This is a genomic window from Streptomyces polygonati (assembly GCF_042650325.1).
GTDB classification, from domain to species: domain Bacteria; phylum Actinomycetota; class Actinomycetes; order Streptomycetales; family Streptomycetaceae; genus Actinacidiphila; species Actinacidiphila polygonati.
In genome coordinates, this window is sequence record NZ_JBHSBB010000002.1 from 45,164 (window position 1) to 59,125 (window position 13,962).

A 13,962-nucleotide genomic window follows, 5' to 3' on the forward strand; every position below is an offset into this window, starting at 1 on the left:
TTCATACGGTCTGTTCTGCCGATGTGCGGCCGTCGCCGGGACGCTCGCCGAGGGCGCCGCCCTGAGCGCCGCCGAGGTGGTCGCCGCCCGCCGTCCGGCCGTTGGCGAACGGACCGCCACGACCCTGCGCGGCCTGGCTGCGCGCCTCTTCCTCCGCCGCCCGCTCGACCTTCTCCGGGGTGACGAAGCGGTAACCGACGTTGCGCACGGTGCCGATCAGCGACTCGTGCTCCACACCGAGCTTGGCCCGCAGCCGCCGTACGTGCACGTCCACGGTGCGGGTGCCGCCGAAGTAGTCGTAGCCCCACACCTCTTGGAGCAGCTGGGCCCGGGTGAAGACCCGGCCCGGGTGCTGGGCCAGGTACTTGAGCAGCTCGAACTCCTTGAAGGTCAGGTCGAGGACCCGGCCCTTGAGCTTCGCGCTGTACGTTGCCTCGTCCACCGACAGGTCCCCGTTGCGGATCTCCATCGGGCTGTCGTCGGTGGTGATCTGCTGGCGGCCCATGGCCAGCCGCAGCCGCGCCTCGACCTCGGCCGGGCCCGCGGTGTCCAGCAGCACGTCGTCGATCCCCCAGTCCGCGGTGACCGCGGCGAGTCCGCCCTCGGTGACCACCAGCAGCAGCGGGCAGCCGGGGCCGGTGGAGCGCAGCAGCTGGCACAGGCTGCGCACCTGCGGCAGGTCGCGGCGGCCGTCGATCAGGATCACGTCGGCGCCGGGGGTGTCCACCAGGGCCGGGCCCTCGGCGGGTGCCACACGCACGCTGTGCAGCAGCAGCCCGAGCGCGGGCAGCACTTCGGTGGAGGGTTGAAGGGCATTGGTCAGCAGCAGAAGTGAACTCACCGGGCGCTCCCGTCGATCGTCGTCCGCACTTGACACGTCGTGGTGCGTCCCGCACCTGGAGCGGACGCGGCCGCCGGGTCGAGCTGGCAGAGCTGGCCGAACTGGCAGAGCTGGCTCAAAACTGAACCCTCCTCGGTCCCCGCGAGGACGATATGTCTCGTGCTGGAAAGCACGAAAGGACCCGGGGGCGACATTGCCCAGGTCCTCTTGCACGGAAGAATAGCCGACATGGACAGCCATGCCGAGACCAAAGACAAACGTCCGCGTGTTTTTCCGATCACTTCGGGTGGTCGACGCGTGGTTCTGTTGACTTCGGACGGGGTGTCCATCGAGGCCGAGCAGCTGCCCATGAGGGTGCCCGAGCAGGATGTTTCCGGCCGTCCGGACCGCCCGGGGCGCCCCGGGCGACTCGCGATCGTCGTCGCGCACGGCTTCACGGGTGCGCTGGACCGGCCCGCCGTGCGACGGGTGGCGGCGGGCTTCAGCGCCTACGGGGGAGTGGTGACCTTCTCCTTCCGCGGCCACGGCGGCTCCGGCGGCCGTTCCACGGTGGGCGACCTCGAAGTCCTCGACCTCGACGCGGTGGTGCGCTGGGCCCGGAGTCTGGGTTATCGGCGGGTGGCCACGGTCGGCTTCTCGATGGGCGGTTCCGTGGTGCTGCGGCACGCGGGGGGCGCCGGGCGCGGGTCGGGAGGGTCGGCGCAGGCCCCGGCGGAAGTGGACGCCGTGGTGTCGGTCTCCTCGCCGGCCCGCTGGTACTACCGGGGGACCGCCCCGATGCGGCGGGTGCACTGGGCGATCACCCGGCCCGCCGGGCGGCTGGTGTCCCGCTTCGGGCTCAAGACCCGCATCCAGGCCGGGGAGTGGGACCCGGTGCCGCTGTCCCCGGTCGAGTCGGTGCCGTACATCGCGCCGACCCCGCTGCTGATCGTGCACGGCGACCGCGACGGCTATTTCCCGCTGGACCATCCCTACTCGCTGGCCGCCGCGGCCGGTGAGGGCGGTGCCGAGCTGTGGATCGAGCGCGGTTTCGGGCACGCCGAGAACGCCGCCGAGCCCGCGCTGCTCGCCCGCCTCGGCGACTGGCTGACCGAGCGGACCGCCGGGATTCCCGGGATCTGACGCGGACGGGCCATGATGGACGGCGGCACGACGTCGGCGATGACGCAGGCCGCCGCCGGCCGTGGCCGGACGACGCCTGCTGACCCCCGCCGCGCGCCGGACGACGTACGACGACCAGGACGACGAAGGACGACGAAGGACGGAGCCGTGATGGCTGGACCCGATACGGCCGCGAGGCAGGTGGCGGGCACGATCCGCTACTGGGCCGCCGCGAAGGCCGCCGCGGGCACGGCGGAGGAGCCGTACCGCGCCGCGACCCTCGCCGAGGCGCTGGCCGCCGCACGCGAACGGCACGCCCGCGAGCCGGAGTTCGCCCGGGTCCTGCTGCGCTGCTCCTTCCTCGTCGACGGCACACCCGTCGGCACCCGCGACCACACCGCGGTCCCCCTGCCCGACGGCGGCACGGTGGAGGTCCTCCCACCGTTCGCGGGAGGAAACGCATGAGCACCCACGACTACGGCTCCGCCCCGGAGGGCGGCGACCACGCCCCGGCCGGCCGGCCCGGCGAGGGCTACGGCTACCCGCCGGAGCCCGGCCCCTACGGCGAGGCGTCCGCATCCGGTTACGGACCCGGCTACGGGGAGTACGGCGGCCAGGGCGGTTACGGCCCCGGCCAGCCGTACGGATACGACGACGGGACCTACGGGCAGCAGGCGGCCGACGGGCAGACCCCGCCCCAGCACCCGGCGGCGTACGGCACCCCGGCCGCCGACGGCACCTGGTCCGGGCAGGCGCCCCCGGCGGCCGGCGGCTGGCCGGAAGCGGGCGGCCAGCAGCAGTGGCAGGCCGCGCCCGCCGGCGACTGGGAGCAGCCCGGCGCCGGCGGCTACGCGTACGGCGGCCCGGAGCAGCAGAGCCGGCCGCAGGGCCAGCAGCACAGTCAGCCGCAGGCGTACGGGAGCCAGCCGCAGGGCGGCCCGGGGCAGCAGCAGGGTCAGCAGCACGGCCCGGGGCAGGCGTACGGCAGCCCGGAGCAGCCGCACGGCCAGCCGCAGAGCCAGCAGTACGGCGAGCGGTACGGCCGGCCTCAGGCGTACGGCGACCAGCTCCAGCCGGCGTACGGCGACCAGCTCCAGCCCCCGGCCTACGGCGCCCCCGCGCAGCAGCCCTCCTATCAGCCGGACGGCTATCAGGCCCAGCCCCCGTACCAGCCCTCGTACCAGCCCCGGACAGCCCCGCACGCCTACGCCGACCCCCAGCCGTACGCCCCGGGCGGCCTTGAGCACACCGCCGTGCTGCCGGTGATCGAGGACGCGGACACGCGGCAGGCCGCGGAAGCCGCGCCGCCGGACCCCGGGCCGCAGGGCCCGGTACGGACCGGCTCGCCGATCATTCCGCCCGGTATCCAGCCCGCCGGGCTGACCGCGGCGCTCGGACTGCTGCTGGCGGGCGGCGCGGCGGTCGGCAAGCCCGGGCTCGCCGTCGTGCTGGTGCTGCTGCAGGCGGTCACCGCGGCCGGCTGGTTCCGGCTGAACGGCATGTGGCCGGCCCGGCAGGGCATCCTGCTGGCCTTCCTCGGCGGGGTCACCGCCGATGTGGCGCTGCTCGCGGTGGACGGCGGGCACGGCCCGCTCGCGCTGGCCGGCACCCTCGGGGTGTGGCTGCTGCTGGTGCTCGTGCTCCAGCTGCGGCACCACGGCAGCCCGGACGAGCGGCTGTCCTCGCTGACGGCGACCTCCGCCTCGACGCTGCTGGCCGTACTGGCCGCCTGCTATCTGGCCACCGCCACCTCGCAGGCCGGCACCGACCCGGTGATCGTGGGCGTCGTCGCGGTCGCCGCCGCCACCGTGATCCGCGCGCTGCGGCTGCCCGGCGGCGAACCCGTGTCGCTGGTGCTCGCGCTGGCCGCCGCGACGGCGACCGGCCTGGTGACCGGTCCGGCCACCGGACTCGGCGGCGCCGACGCCGCCCTGCTCGCGGTGGTGAGCGGCGCGTGCGCGCTGATCGGCCTGCGGGTGGCGAGCTACGACTTCCCGTCCCGCTTCGTCCATTTCACCGCCGGCGTCGCCCTTCCGCTGACCGCCGCCGCGCCGCTCGTCTACATCCTGGGCCGCGCGCTGAGCTGAGGCCCGGCTGAGGTACGGATAACAGTTCGACTCGTGGGGGAACCACCGGAGCCCCTCGCCCGTCAGGCGTTTCGGGAAAGAGAAGGTTCATGTACCAGCGGGGAATGGCGGACGCATGCGAGTGGCGCGGATACTTCTGATCGTCGTGGTGATCCTCGGGGGTCTGTTCGTCGCGGCGGACCGGATCGCCGTCCATGTGGCCCAGAACACGGCGGCCCAGCGGGCGCAGACCAGCGAGGGACTGTCGGTCAAGCCGAAGGTGTCGATCGAGGGATTCCCCTTCCTGACCCAGGTGGCCGGGAAGAAGCTGGACGACGTGAAGATCACCGCCGACGACATCGCGGCGACCGACGGCGGCCAGGCGGTCCGGATCCAGAGCTTCCACGCCGACCTGCACGGCGTGCGGCTGTCCAACGGCTTCCACCACGCGGTCGCCGACCACGCAGACGGCGCCGCCTTCCTCAGCTACGCCGACCTCACCAAGGTCGCGCCTCCCGGGGTCACCGTCGCCTACGGCGGCACGGACAACAGCGGCCGGCCGATGGTCAAGCTGAGCGGGACGATCCTGGGCTCGCAGCTGAGCGTGCTGAGCCAGGTCTCGGTGCACGGCAGCGACTCGATCGGACTGCACGCCGACGCGCTGCCGCAGGCCTTCACCGCCCTCGGCCTGGAGGACCAGCTGCGCCAGAAGATCGACTTCACCTTCCAGCTCACCCACCTCCCGGCGGGCATCGGGCTGTCGTCGGTGACCCCGGGCCCCGACGGGGTGTCCGTGGCGGCGACCGGCAAGGGAGTCGTTCTCGCCAACTGAGACAGCGGCTGAGACGGCGACTGAGACAGTGGGTGGGACGGTGACCGGGACACTGACCGGGACGCCCCCGGTCGCCGGCCGAGCCGGGCGGTCCGAAAACGCGTTCGCGCCCCCGATCGCCCCTCTCGCACACACGTCCTGACCTTCGTACCGCCATTCGGACAATCCTGTCTCGCTATGCGATACGGCGGTGACACCCGACGGTTCATTTCCTTACGATCGGGCCTATGACGCGACAGGCGGATCTCACCAAGCGGCGGGCAGTCGACCTGTGCCGCGTAGCCGCCATGCTCTGTCGCATGCCCTAGGGGCAGGCAGTTTCCCCCGCGCCGAAGCCGGCCGTAGGCCCCGGCGCCCCTGCCTCCCCCGCTCAGGGCCCGTTCAGACCCGCCGAATCCCGTGCTGTCGGTGTCTTCGCGGCCTCGCGCACGTCGCACAGCACGCCCGCATGTCGTCGCGCCCGCCGCGGCACCGCGCACCGCACATCCGTACTGCCCCGGAGGAGAACAGCATGAGCCGCAGTGACGTACTGGTGGACGCCGACTGGGTCGAGGCCCACATCGACGACCCCAAGGTGGTCATCGTCGAGGTGGACGAGGACACGTCCGCCTACGACAAGAACCACATCAAGAACGCGGTCCGCATCGACTGGAAGCAGGACCTCCAGGACCCGGTCCGCCGCGACTTCGTCGACCAGGCCGGTTTCGAGGCGCTGCTGTCCGCCAAGGGCATCGCCAACGACGACACCGTGGTGCTCTACGGCGGCAACAACAACTGGTTCGCCTCCTACGCCTACTGGTACTTCAAGCTCTACGGCCACGACGCGGTCAAGCTGCTCGACGGCGGCCGCAAGAAGTGGGAGCTGGACTCCCGCGACCTGGTGGCGGCCGTGCCCGCGCGTCCCGAGACCCAGTACACCGCCAAGCCGCAGGACGTCTCGATCCGCGCCTACCGCGACGACGTCGTGGCCGCGATCGGTTCGCTGAACCTGGTGGACGTCCGCTCGCCCGACGAGTTCTCCGGCAAGCTGCTGGCCCCCGCGCACCTGCCGCAGGAGCAGTCGCAGCGCCCCGGCCACGTGCCGAGCGCCCGCAACATCCCGTGGTCGAAGAACGCCAACGACGACGGCACCTTCAAGTCCGACGAGGAGCTCGTCCAGCTCTACCAGGACGAGAACGTGGACCTGGCCAAGGACACCATCGCGTACTGCCGCATCGGTGAGCGCTCCGCGCTCACCTGGTTCGTGCTGCACGAGCTGCTGGACCAGGCCAATGTCAAGAACTACGACGGATCGTGGACCGAGTACGGCTCGCTCGTCGGCGTGCCGATCGAGCTCGGCGCCAACTGACCGCTGCGCGACTGGAGGACTGATCCCTATGTGTGGAGCGAAGGCCGGCGGCCCGGACCTGGCAGGAGTCGATGTGGCGAGCGAGACGATCATCCAGGGTTCGGTGACCCGCGACGGCGAGCCGGTCAGCGGCTACGTACGGCTGCTGGACGGTGGCGGTGAGTTCACCGCCGAGGTGCCCACCTCGGCGACCGGCCAGTTCCGCTTCTTCGCGGCCCCCGGCACCTGGACGCTGCGCGCTCTCGTCCCCGGCGCCACGGTCGACCGTACGGTCGTGGCCCAGCAGGGCGCGGCCGCCGAGGTGGCGATCGCGCTCTGAGACGCCCGCCGAGGCGCCCGACCGCCCACTGAACGCCGAAGGGCCGCGATCCCGCGCAAGGGGATCGCGGCCCTTCGGCATGGTGGCCCGCCGGGCGCCCGGGAGGGGGCCGGCCGGCGGCCGGTTCGGCCTTCCCCGGGGGCGTTCCGCCGCCAGGTGCCATTCGGGTGATGGGGACGTACGGTGGAGTTGTGTATGTGCGCCGTCGTCACTGGTATTTCGCCATGATGGGCACTTGTGTGGTGCTTTTCGTCCTGGCGTGGTCAGTCGTGCGCCTGTGGTCGGTACCCGCCGCCATCGGGATGTGCGTCATCGCCGCGGCGATCCCGCCGGTCGCCGCCATCGTGGCCAACCGGCGTGGGCCGGAGGACCGTTGGTGGGACGAGGAGAGCGGGGACGAGCAGTCGGACGAGTGGTGGGCGGAGCTGGACGGCAAGAAACGGCCCGGCGACCACAAGGACGGCAGGGACGGTAAGGACGGCAAGAAATCCGGCCGGCCGAAAGACCCGAAGAATCGCTGGGACCGGTAGCGGGAATTCCGGTATTCGGTTATAAGCGGATATCGGCGTGTTGACTGTACCGGTCGTATCGGCCGTATCAATGGGCCGTGTCAATAGACCAGTGCCTGGACGCCGTCCGGCATGATCTCGCTGACGAACAGCTGCGCCCCCGCGATCCGTACCCCGGCGATGATGTCCTTCTCCGCGATGTCCCGCCGGGCGGCGCACTGCGTGCACAGGGTGACCTGCCCGGCCGCCAGGATCGCGTCCAGCAGATCGGGCAGCGGGGCGGCATGCGGCAGTTCGAACTCCGCGGCACGCCCCGGCAGCGCGAACCACGCGGATTCCCCGGTCAGCCAGAGCGAGACCTCGACCCCGCTGGCCGCGGCCAGCGCCGCCACGGTGAACGCCTGCGAGCAGCGTTCGGGTGCGTCGGCACCCGCTGTCACCTTGATCACGAGCTTCTTCGCCATGGCCACACCCTAGGCCGCCCCGGCCGGTGGTGGGATCAAGGGCCTCGCTCGCGGTGATATAAAAGCAGATCCGTGTGCATCGCACACGTGTGGATCTTTGCCCGGGGGGGCTTCGTGGAAAACAACGACGGCGGCTCGCGCCGCCGCCGCGGCAGGCTGCTCGCCACCGCCGCCGGTCTGATCGCGCTGGTGGCCCTGACGGCGGGGGCGGTGATCGCCTTCGGCCCGTCGCCCGTCGGGCAGACCCACGCCGCGGCGACGCCCGCGTCCGCCGGCACACGGACCTCGGCGGCCTCCAGCCCGTCCGCGAGTCCGTCCGCGAGTGGCGGATCGGCCCCGGTGAGCGCCTCGCCGGCCGCCTCCGCCGCCGGCCACGTCAAGGACGGCGCGCACACCGGTGACCTGCGGTATTTCCTGCTGAAGCCGCCGGGTGACGCGGATGTCTACGGCGACGCCGCAGGTTCGCCGCTGACCGCCGACGACATCGCGGCCAGCGCCTCCGACCCGTCCGAGGCCCGTAGCGCCCTCAGGACGTACGGCTTCCGCGGTGGCGCCTTCCGTACCTATCTGACCGCCGACGGGGCCTCCGAGGTCACCGTCAAGCTGGTCCGCTTCGCCGGGCCGAGCCAGGCCGCCGCCTATTACGCGTCGCACTACTACGAGGGCACGAAGATCTCCCTCGGCGAGGACTTCCCCGCCCGTGCCTACCACCTCGCCTCCGGTTCGGCCGAGAGCACGGACACCGTGCTGGCCATCTCCTACCAGGGCGATGTCCACATCACCCTGACCGTGACCGGCGGCAAGGCCCCTTCCCGCGCGCTGCTGAAGTCGTTGCTCGACCAGCAGCACCAGCGCCTCAGGTCGGGTCGCTGACCCGCTCTCCCACCCGTGGAGTCACCCCTTGTCCCAGGACACCCCTGTGCCGCCCACGGCACCCCCGACGGCCGGGGAGACCGCGCCGCCGGCCGAGCCGGAGCCGGCGCCCGAGCCGGCCGCCGCAGCGCCGGACGGCGACTCCGAGGCGGCGCCCACCGTCTACAAGCCCAGGCGGCGCGGGCGGACCGCGCGGCTGATCGCCGTCGCCGCCGTGCTGGGGGTGGTGGCAGGCGGCGGGGTCGGTTACCGAATACAGCAGCAGCGGGATCCGACCCCACCGCCACCGCTGACCGGGGCGATGCCGGCCCAGCCGAAGGGCGCGGGCCCGGCGGTGCCCGCCCTGCCGGTGAGCCAGGACCGGGCGGCGCTCTACGACGGCGACCTGCTCAAGTTCCTCGTGCAGGTTCCCAAGAGCGGCGAGGACCCCGAGCGGCTGCGGGTGCCCTTGTGGGACTACGCGGAGACCTTCGACAAGCCCGCCGGTGCCTTCGAGGACATGGCGAGCGACGACTTCCAGCAGGGCGCGCGCGCCGACTGGACGGACGCGCACGGTGTGTTCCGCGAGGTCGACCTCACGCAGTTCCGGGACGAGGCGTCCCCGTCCGCCCGCGCCAGGTTCTCGGAGTGGTGGGCCGACATCGACGGCTACACCTGGCTCGGTCCGAGCGAGCAGATCGCCGGCGTCCAGAACGGCTCGGTGTGGCCATCGGGGGAGGAGTGGAAGAAGTCGGGCTTTCAGCCGGAATACCGGGGTCATGGGCTGGCCGAGGTCGGCAACATCCTCATCGAGGTCTTCGTGGACTCCCCCCGCCCGGTGAAGTCCTCGACCGTCAGGACTTTGATCGACCAGCAACTGGAGCGGCTGTGACCGACGAGACCCCTCCCGCGCAGCCTTCGGATGTAGCGCACGTACCGCCGGACCTGCCCGACGTACCGCCGGACGATCCGCCGGAGGTCCCGGGCACCGGCAGCCGGCCGAAGCGCGGTCTCGCGCTGGGGATCACCGGCGCCCTGGTCGCCATCGCGGCGGGCGGCGGCATCGGCTACGCCGTACTCGAGCACGACGGCAGCCGGGGAGGCGCCGCCGCCGCAGCCGCTGCCAGGCCGTGGATCGCGCCCACCCCCTCCGCTACCAAGGCATTCGGCGCGAAATCCGGCGGCAGCCACTTCGGCAGCCTCGACCTGCTGCTCCTGCCGGTCGATCAGAACCACAAACCGGGTCCTGATGTGGCGGGCTACGGCAACGACGCCGTGCTCGACGCCCAGCAGGCCCAGGCACTGGCCAAGGGCGACCTGAGCTGGATGTCGAAGAAGGACCGCAAGAAAGTCGATGCGGCCATCGACGCCCTGCACATCGAGGGCGAGGGCCTGCGGACCTACCGGAGCTGGAACGGGGACCTGGTCGTCCAGATGGCGCTGGTGCAGATGAAGAACAAGGAGGCGGCGCGGGCCGAACCCGAGTTCTTCCGCGAGTTCACGAAGGCGATGGGCATCTTCCGGGTCGGGCCGAAGGTGCAGGGCTACCCGCAGGCTGTCTGTGTGCTGCCGCCCGCCGAGCCCGGCGATCAGCTCGACTCGATGACGTGCGAGGCCACGGAGGGCGACTTGAAGGTGACCATGACCGTCCACGGCGCCCGGCCGCTGGACAAGACATCGGCGGTGGACCTGTTGCGCCAGCAGCTGAGCCGCATCAAGGACCCGGGGCAGGCCGTCTGATGACCGAGCCCACGCAAGTCCGGACCGCGCAGGCCGCGCCCGAACCCCCGGCTCCCGAGCTCTCGGCGGCCGAGCAGCCAACTCCTGAGTCACCGGCCGCCGAGTCCGCCGCGCCCGGGGAGTCGCCGGTCGCCGAGCCCCCGCTCGCCCCGGACCTCCCCGCCAAAGCCCCCCGCCGCAAGCTGCGCGCCGTGCTCCGGTGGACCTCGGCCGTGCTGGTGTTCGCCGCGCTCGGCGGCGCCAGCGCCTACGCCGTGACCCAGCCCGAGCGGACGAAGATCCCGGGGCTGAAGACACCGGACGACGGGCGCTGGACGTATCCGCCGATCGCGCTGCCGAAGCTGCCGGCGGGCAAGCCGCGTGCGCTGGACATGGCGGCCAACCCGGGCGGGCATCACTACGTCGACCTGCGCTCGCTGCTGCTGCCCGGGCCCCTCACCGCCTCGGCCGAACCGGCCCTGCCGGGGAAGACCGGCTGGCTGCCGGTCGGCGCTTTCCTGGAGGCGTACAGCCTTGATCCGGATCTCACCACGCTGATGAGGACGACGCTCAAGGACGAGGGGCTGCGGCACATCGCCGCCGAGGGCTGGACCATGCCGGACGGCACCCGTACCCAGGTCTATCTGCTGCAGTACCTCAGCACCGCGTATGCCGGGGTGAGCCTCAACGACGTCGAGGCCGACGATCTGAAGGGTGTCGAGGACGCCGATGTGGACAACACGGTGGCATCGAAGGTCATCCCCTCGGAGATGAACGTGAATGCCTACGCCGAGCGCAAACCGGACGCCGAGGACACGCGCTACGCGTACATCCGCTCGGGTGACGTACTGGCCCTGGTCGAGGTCTCCCGCACGGGCGGCCTCGTCCCCGAGGCGCCTTTCTCCCAGACCGTCCGGCTCCAGGCGCAGCTGCTCGGCTGACGGGCGCGTACCCCGGCGCCGCCCGTCGGCCCCCGGCTGGCCCGGCCTGCCCGTGCCCGGGTCGGGGCCGCGCATTAGACTCGTGCGCGGCCCTGACCGCCCCCCGCTCTAGGAGCATGTCCGTGGGAATCCAGTACTTCTTTGACGCCCTGCTCGTCCTGGTCTGCGTGGGCGTCGCCCTGTTCTCCTTCTACGCGGTGAAGAAGCTCTACCAGGGCCAGCGCTGACATGATCGAGATCCCCTCCGACCTGCACCCCGAGCTGGTGCCGCTGGCGTTCCTGCTCGGGCGTTGGACGGGCGCCGGCGTGCACGACTTCCCCGGCGCCGAGAAGTGCAACTTCGGGCAGGAGGTCGTCTTCACGCACGACGGCCGGCCGTTCCTGGAGTACACCTCGCACACCTGGGTGCTGGACGCGGACGGCAAGAAGGTCCGCCCGCTGGAGAACGAGAGCGGCTACTGGCGGATCGACGCCGAGCGCAAGGTCGATGTGACCACCACCCGGGACGAGGGCGTGGTCGAGATCTGGACCGGTGTGCTCGCCGAGGGCAAGCCGCAGATCGACCTGGTGACCGACGCGGTGGCCCGGCTGCCCTTCGCCCCGGACTACAGCGGCGGCAAGCGGCTGTACGGCTATGTCAACAGCGACCTGATGTGGGTGGGCGAGAAGAGCACCCCGAAGGTCCCGCTGCGGCCTTACATGTCGGCTCATCTGAAGAAGGTGGTGGACCCGCGGGAGTGGGTCGCCGACCTCAAGGACCTGCCCGACGACGGGATCGCCTTCTTCAAGTGACCGGGCCGGCGCGGTGGGTGACCACCGGGGGCCGCTGTCTCCTTCCGGTCGGCCGGCGGGCCGCGGACCTACACTGGCTCTGTGGCGACCACCGACTGGAAGAGCGATCTGCGGCAGCGCGGCTACCGGCTGACGCCGCAGCGGCAACTGGTCCTGGAGGCTGTCGGCTCCCTGGAGCACGCGACCCCCGACGGCATCCTGTGCGAGGTGCGCAAGACCGCCTCCGGCGTGAACATCTCCACCGTCTACCGCACCCTTGAGCTGCTGGAGGAGCTGGGCCTGGTCACCCATGCCCACCTCGGGCACGGCGCCCCCACCTACCACCTGGCGGAGCGGCACGACCACATGCACCTGGTGTGCCGGGACTGCGACTCGGTCACCGAGGCGGAAGTGGTGCTGGCCGCCCCGCTGAAGGACGGGCTGCGGGCGGAGTTCGGCTTCGAGACCGATATGAAGCACTTCGCCATCTTCGGCCGCTGCAAGGACTGCGCGCGCAAGGCAGAACAGGCTCCTGGCCACGAGCCGCGAGGGTGACGAGTCGTACGCTTGACGGCATGACGAAGAGCCCCTTGCTGTCGCTGCCCGGCGCCGTCCCCGCGGAAGGCCCCGACGAGGGGGTCGCCGCGCACTACGGCGACCTCTTCCGCGAGCAGCGCTCGCTCGCGAACGGCTCCGGTTTCGTTGACCTCTCGCACCGCGGTGTGGTGACGGTCAGCGGCGCCGACCGGTTGTCCTGGCTGCATCTGCTGCTCACCCAGCATGTGGAGAGCCTGGCGCCGCGGACGGCGACGGAGTCGCTGATCCTGTCGGCGCACGGCCATATCGAGCACGCCCTGTATCTGGTGGACGACGGGGCCACCACCTGGATGCACGTCGAGCCCGGCACGCAGGAAGCGCTGATCGCCTACCTGGAGAGCATGAAGTTCTTCTACCGGGTGGACATCACCGACGCCACCGACCACTACGCGCTGGTCTTCCTGCCGGCCGGGTCCATCACCGCCGTGCCGGCCGAGTGGGCGGTACGGGAGACGCCGTACGGCCGGGACGTGTTCGTGCCCCGCGACCGGCTGGAGTCCTTCGCCGCCGAGTCGGGCCCGCCGATCGGGGCGCTCGCCTATGAGGCGCTGCGCATCGAGGCACACCGGCCGCGGCTGGGCCTGGAGACCGATCATCGGACGATCCCGCACGAGCTGGGCTGGCTGGAGTCGGCCGTGCATCTGTCCAAGGGCTGCTACCGCGGGCAGGAGACGGTCGCCCGGGTGCACAACCTGGGCCGGCCGCCGCGTCGGCTGGTCTTTCTGCACCTGGACGGCAGCGATGTGCACCTGCCCGCGCACGGCGCCCCGGTGCGGATCGCCGGGGAGGGTGAGGACGCCCGCGCGGTGGGCTTCATCACCTCGTCGGCGCGGCACTGGGAGCTGGGCCCGATCGCGCTCGCCCTGGTGAAGCGGAACACCCCGGAGCAGGCGCCCCTGCTCGCCGAGGACACGGCGGCGGCGCAGGAGACGGTGGTGGCCCCGTAAGGGCGCCCTCCCCGCCGCCTACAGGCCCTCCTACAGCTCCTCCTACAGGTCGATCACGACGGTGAAGGGACCGTCGTTGGTCAGCGTCACCTTCATGTCGGCGCCGAACACACCCGTCTCGACGGTCGCGCCCAGCGCACGCAGCTGGGCGACGACCTCGTCCACCAGCGGCTCGGCGAGCGGACCGGGCGCGGCGGCGTTCCAGGTGGGGCGGCGCCCCTTCCGGGCGTCACCGTAAAGCGTGAACTGGCTGATGACGAGCAGCGGTGCGCCGATGTCCGAGCAGGACCGCTCCTCGGGCAGGACGCGCAGCGTCCACACCTTGCGCGCCAGCGCCGCCGCCTTCTCCTTGGTGTCGTCGTGCGTCACCCCGACCAGGACGCACAGCCCCGGCTCCCCGATGGCGCCGACGGTCTTCCCGTCGACGACGACCTTCGCTTCGCTCACCCGCTGGACCACCGTTCGCATGCGCCCATTGTGGCCGGAGCCGCCCGGCGCGCCCCGGGCGGGTGAGGGCGCGCGCGGCGGCCGCCGCGTACGCCCGGTCGGCGGCCTCGCACATCTGTCGTGACGGCCGTTCGGGTGCAGTGTCGCTGCGGGGTGCGCGGGGCAGGTGGCAGCATCGAATCCGGGCGGCGCCCGCGCCGCGAGGAGG

Annotated in this window: 17 protein-coding genes and 1 pseudogene; 15 read left to right on the forward strand and 3 right to left on the reverse strand. The window is 71.9% G+C overall.

The window, feature by feature from the left end:
• Position 1: 1 nt before the first annotated feature.
• The gene (locus ACFO3J_RS01600; protein WP_386425190.1) at positions 2 to 841 is read right to left on the reverse strand and encodes a response regulator transcription factor; all 840 of its coding nucleotides are present in this window, start codon (positions 839 to 841) and stop codon (positions 2 to 4) included.
• Between the two features lie 228 nt (positions 842 to 1,069).
• Between ACFO3J_RS01600 and ACFO3J_RS01605 the strand changes: the two genes are divergently transcribed.
• The 8 genes and pseudogenes from ACFO3J_RS01605 to ACFO3J_RS01640 all read left to right on the forward strand — a co-directional run.
• Positions 1,070 to 1,963 carry an alpha/beta hydrolase family protein gene (locus tag ACFO3J_RS01605; RefSeq protein ID WP_386425193.1) on the forward strand — a complete coding sequence of 298 codons (894 nt, stop codon included), beginning with the start codon at positions 1,070 to 1,072 and terminating at the stop codon, positions 1,961 to 1,963.
• Between the two features lie 150 nt (positions 1,964 to 2,113).
• Positions 2,114 to 2,407, forward strand: a complete 294-nt coding sequence (locus ACFO3J_RS01610; protein WP_386425195.1) for a MoaD/ThiS family protein — start codon at positions 2,114 to 2,116, stop codon at positions 2,405 to 2,407.
• Positions 2,404 to 4,029: a hypothetical protein gene (locus ACFO3J_RS01615; RefSeq protein WP_386425198.1), complete on the forward strand. Its 1,626-nt coding sequence runs from the start codon at positions 2,404 to 2,406 to the stop codon at positions 4,027 to 4,029. The genes ACFO3J_RS01610 and ACFO3J_RS01615 overlap by 4 nt, the downstream gene beginning before the upstream one ends.
• A gap of 115 nt (positions 4,030 to 4,144) precedes the next feature.
• Entirely contained in the window at positions 4,145 to 4,840 is a 696-nt protein-coding gene (locus tag ACFO3J_RS01620) for an LmeA family phospholipid-binding protein (RefSeq protein ID WP_386425201.1), read from the forward strand.
• Positions 4,841 to 5,067: 227 nt separating this feature from the next.
• Positions 5,068 to 5,148, forward strand: coding sequence for a putative leader peptide (locus ACFO3J_RS01625; protein ID WP_370673354.1), 81 nt, complete (start codon positions 5,068 to 5,070; stop codon positions 5,146 to 5,148).
• A gap of 203 nt (positions 5,149 to 5,351) precedes the next feature.
• A complete protein-coding gene (locus ACFO3J_RS01630) occupies positions 5,352 to 6,188 on the forward strand; it encodes a sulfurtransferase (protein ID WP_386425204.1) in 837 nt (278 codons plus the stop codon).
• Between the two features lie 28 nt (positions 6,189 to 6,216).
• Positions 6,217 to 6,507 (forward strand): DUF1416 domain-containing protein, encoded by a 291-nt coding sequence (locus tag ACFO3J_RS01635; protein WP_386425207.1) that lies wholly within the window; start codon positions 6,217 to 6,219, stop codon positions 6,505 to 6,507.
• A gap of 191 nt (positions 6,508 to 6,698) precedes the next feature.
• Positions 6,699 to 6,953 (forward strand): annotated as a pseudogene (locus ACFO3J_RS01640) (DUF3099 domain-containing protein); the annotation flags it as partial.
• A gap of 164 nt (positions 6,954 to 7,117) precedes the next feature.
• Here ACFO3J_RS01640 and ACFO3J_RS01645 read toward each other — a convergent pair.
• Positions 7,118 to 7,480 carry a DsrE family protein gene (locus ACFO3J_RS01645; RefSeq protein ID WP_386425209.1) on the reverse strand — a complete coding sequence of 121 codons (363 nt, stop codon included), beginning with the start codon at positions 7,478 to 7,480 and terminating at the stop codon, positions 7,118 to 7,120.
• A gap of 114 nt (positions 7,481 to 7,594) precedes the next feature.
• Here ACFO3J_RS01645 and ACFO3J_RS01650 point away from each other — a divergent pair, with 114 nt between their 5' ends.
• The 7 genes from ACFO3J_RS01650 (at position 7,595) to ygfZ (ending at position 13,307) form a co-directional block, all read left to right on the forward strand.
• Positions 7,595 to 8,353 carry a hypothetical protein gene (locus ACFO3J_RS01650; RefSeq protein ID WP_386425212.1) on the forward strand — a complete coding sequence of 253 codons (759 nt, stop codon included), beginning with the start codon at positions 7,595 to 7,597 and terminating at the stop codon, positions 8,351 to 8,353.
• Positions 8,354 to 8,399: 46 nt separating this feature from the next.
• Positions 8,400 to 9,224, forward strand: a complete 825-nt coding sequence (locus ACFO3J_RS01655; RefSeq protein ID WP_386425215.1) for a hypothetical protein — start codon at positions 8,400 to 8,402, stop codon at positions 9,222 to 9,224.
• The gene (locus ACFO3J_RS01660; protein WP_386425216.1) at positions 9,221 to 10,072 is read left to right on the forward strand and encodes a hypothetical protein; all 852 of its coding nucleotides are present in this window, start codon (positions 9,221 to 9,223) and stop codon (positions 10,070 to 10,072) included. The genes ACFO3J_RS01655 and ACFO3J_RS01660 overlap by 4 nt, the downstream gene beginning before the upstream one ends.
• Positions 10,072 to 10,992, forward strand: coding sequence for a hypothetical protein (locus tag ACFO3J_RS01665; protein WP_386425218.1), 921 nt, complete (start codon positions 10,072 to 10,074; stop codon positions 10,990 to 10,992). Before ACFO3J_RS01660 ends, ACFO3J_RS01665 begins: the two co-directional genes overlap by 1 nt.
• A gap of 228 nt (positions 10,993 to 11,220) precedes the next feature.
• Entirely contained in the window at positions 11,221 to 11,784 is a 564-nt protein-coding gene (locus ACFO3J_RS01670; RefSeq protein WP_386425220.1) for an FABP family protein, read from the forward strand.
• Positions 11,785 to 11,865: 81 nt separating this feature from the next.
• Positions 11,866 to 12,318, forward strand: a complete 453-nt coding sequence (locus tag ACFO3J_RS01675) for a Fur family transcriptional regulator (RefSeq protein WP_386425223.1) — start codon at positions 11,866 to 11,868, stop codon at positions 12,316 to 12,318.
• Positions 12,319 to 12,338: 20 nt separating this feature from the next.
• Complete coding sequence (gene ygfZ, locus ACFO3J_RS01680) at positions 12,339 to 13,307, forward strand: CAF17-like 4Fe-4S cluster assembly/insertion protein YgfZ (RefSeq protein ID WP_386425226.1); 969 nt, start codon at positions 12,339 to 12,341, stop codon at positions 13,305 to 13,307.
• A gap of 42 nt (positions 13,308 to 13,349) precedes the next feature.
• On the opposite strand, the gene dtd is transcribed toward ygfZ, so the two are convergent.
• Positions 13,350 to 13,775, reverse strand: a complete 426-nt coding sequence (gene dtd / locus ACFO3J_RS01685; RefSeq protein ID WP_386425229.1) for a D-aminoacyl-tRNA deacylase — start codon at positions 13,773 to 13,775, stop codon at positions 13,350 to 13,352.
• Between the last annotated feature and the right edge of the window lie 187 nt (positions 13,776 to 13,962).

Excerpts from the sequence above, each read along its gene's own strand:
- ACFO3J_RS01620 (WP_386425201.1), top strand. The coding sequence starts at position 4,145 with ATGCGAGTGGCGCGGATACTTCTGATCGTCGTGGTGATCCTCGGGGGT.
- ACFO3J_RS01635 (WP_386425207.1), top strand. The coding sequence starts at position 6,217 with ATGTGTGGAGCGAAGGCCGGCGGCCCGGACCTGGCAGGAGTCGATGTG.
- ACFO3J_RS01615 (WP_386425198.1), top strand. The coding sequence starts at position 2,404 with ATGAGCACCCACGACTACGGCTCCGCCCCGGAGGGCGGCGACCACGCC.
- ACFO3J_RS01645 (WP_386425209.1), bottom strand. The coding sequence starts at position 7,480 with ATGGCGAAGAAGCTCGTGATCAAGGTGACAGCGGGTGCCGACGCACCC.
- ACFO3J_RS01630 (WP_386425204.1), top strand. The coding sequence starts at position 5,352 with ATGAGCCGCAGTGACGTACTGGTGGACGCCGACTGGGTCGAGGCCCAC.
- ygfZ (WP_386425226.1), top strand. The coding sequence starts at position 12,339 with ATGACGAAGAGCCCCTTGCTGTCGCTGCCCGGCGCCGTCCCCGCGGAA.
- ACFO3J_RS01610 (WP_386425195.1), top strand. The coding sequence starts at position 2,114 with ATGGCTGGACCCGATACGGCCGCGAGGCAGGTGGCGGGCACGATCCGC.
- ACFO3J_RS01665 (WP_386425218.1), top strand. The coding sequence starts at position 10,072 with ATGACCGAGCCCACGCAAGTCCGGACCGCGCAGGCCGCGCCCGAACCC.
- ACFO3J_RS01625 (WP_370673354.1), top strand. The coding sequence starts at position 5,068 with ATGACGCGACAGGCGGATCTCACCAAGCGGCGGGCAGTCGACCTGTGC.
- dtd (WP_386425229.1), bottom strand. The coding sequence starts at position 13,775 with ATGCGAACGGTGGTCCAGCGGGTGAGCGAAGCGAAGGTCGTCGTCGAC.
- ACFO3J_RS01670 (WP_386425220.1), top strand. The coding sequence starts at position 11,221 with ATGATCGAGATCCCCTCCGACCTGCACCCCGAGCTGGTGCCGCTGGCG.
- ACFO3J_RS01605 (WP_386425193.1), top strand. The coding sequence starts at position 1,070 with ATGGACAGCCATGCCGAGACCAAAGACAAACGTCCGCGTGTTTTTCCG.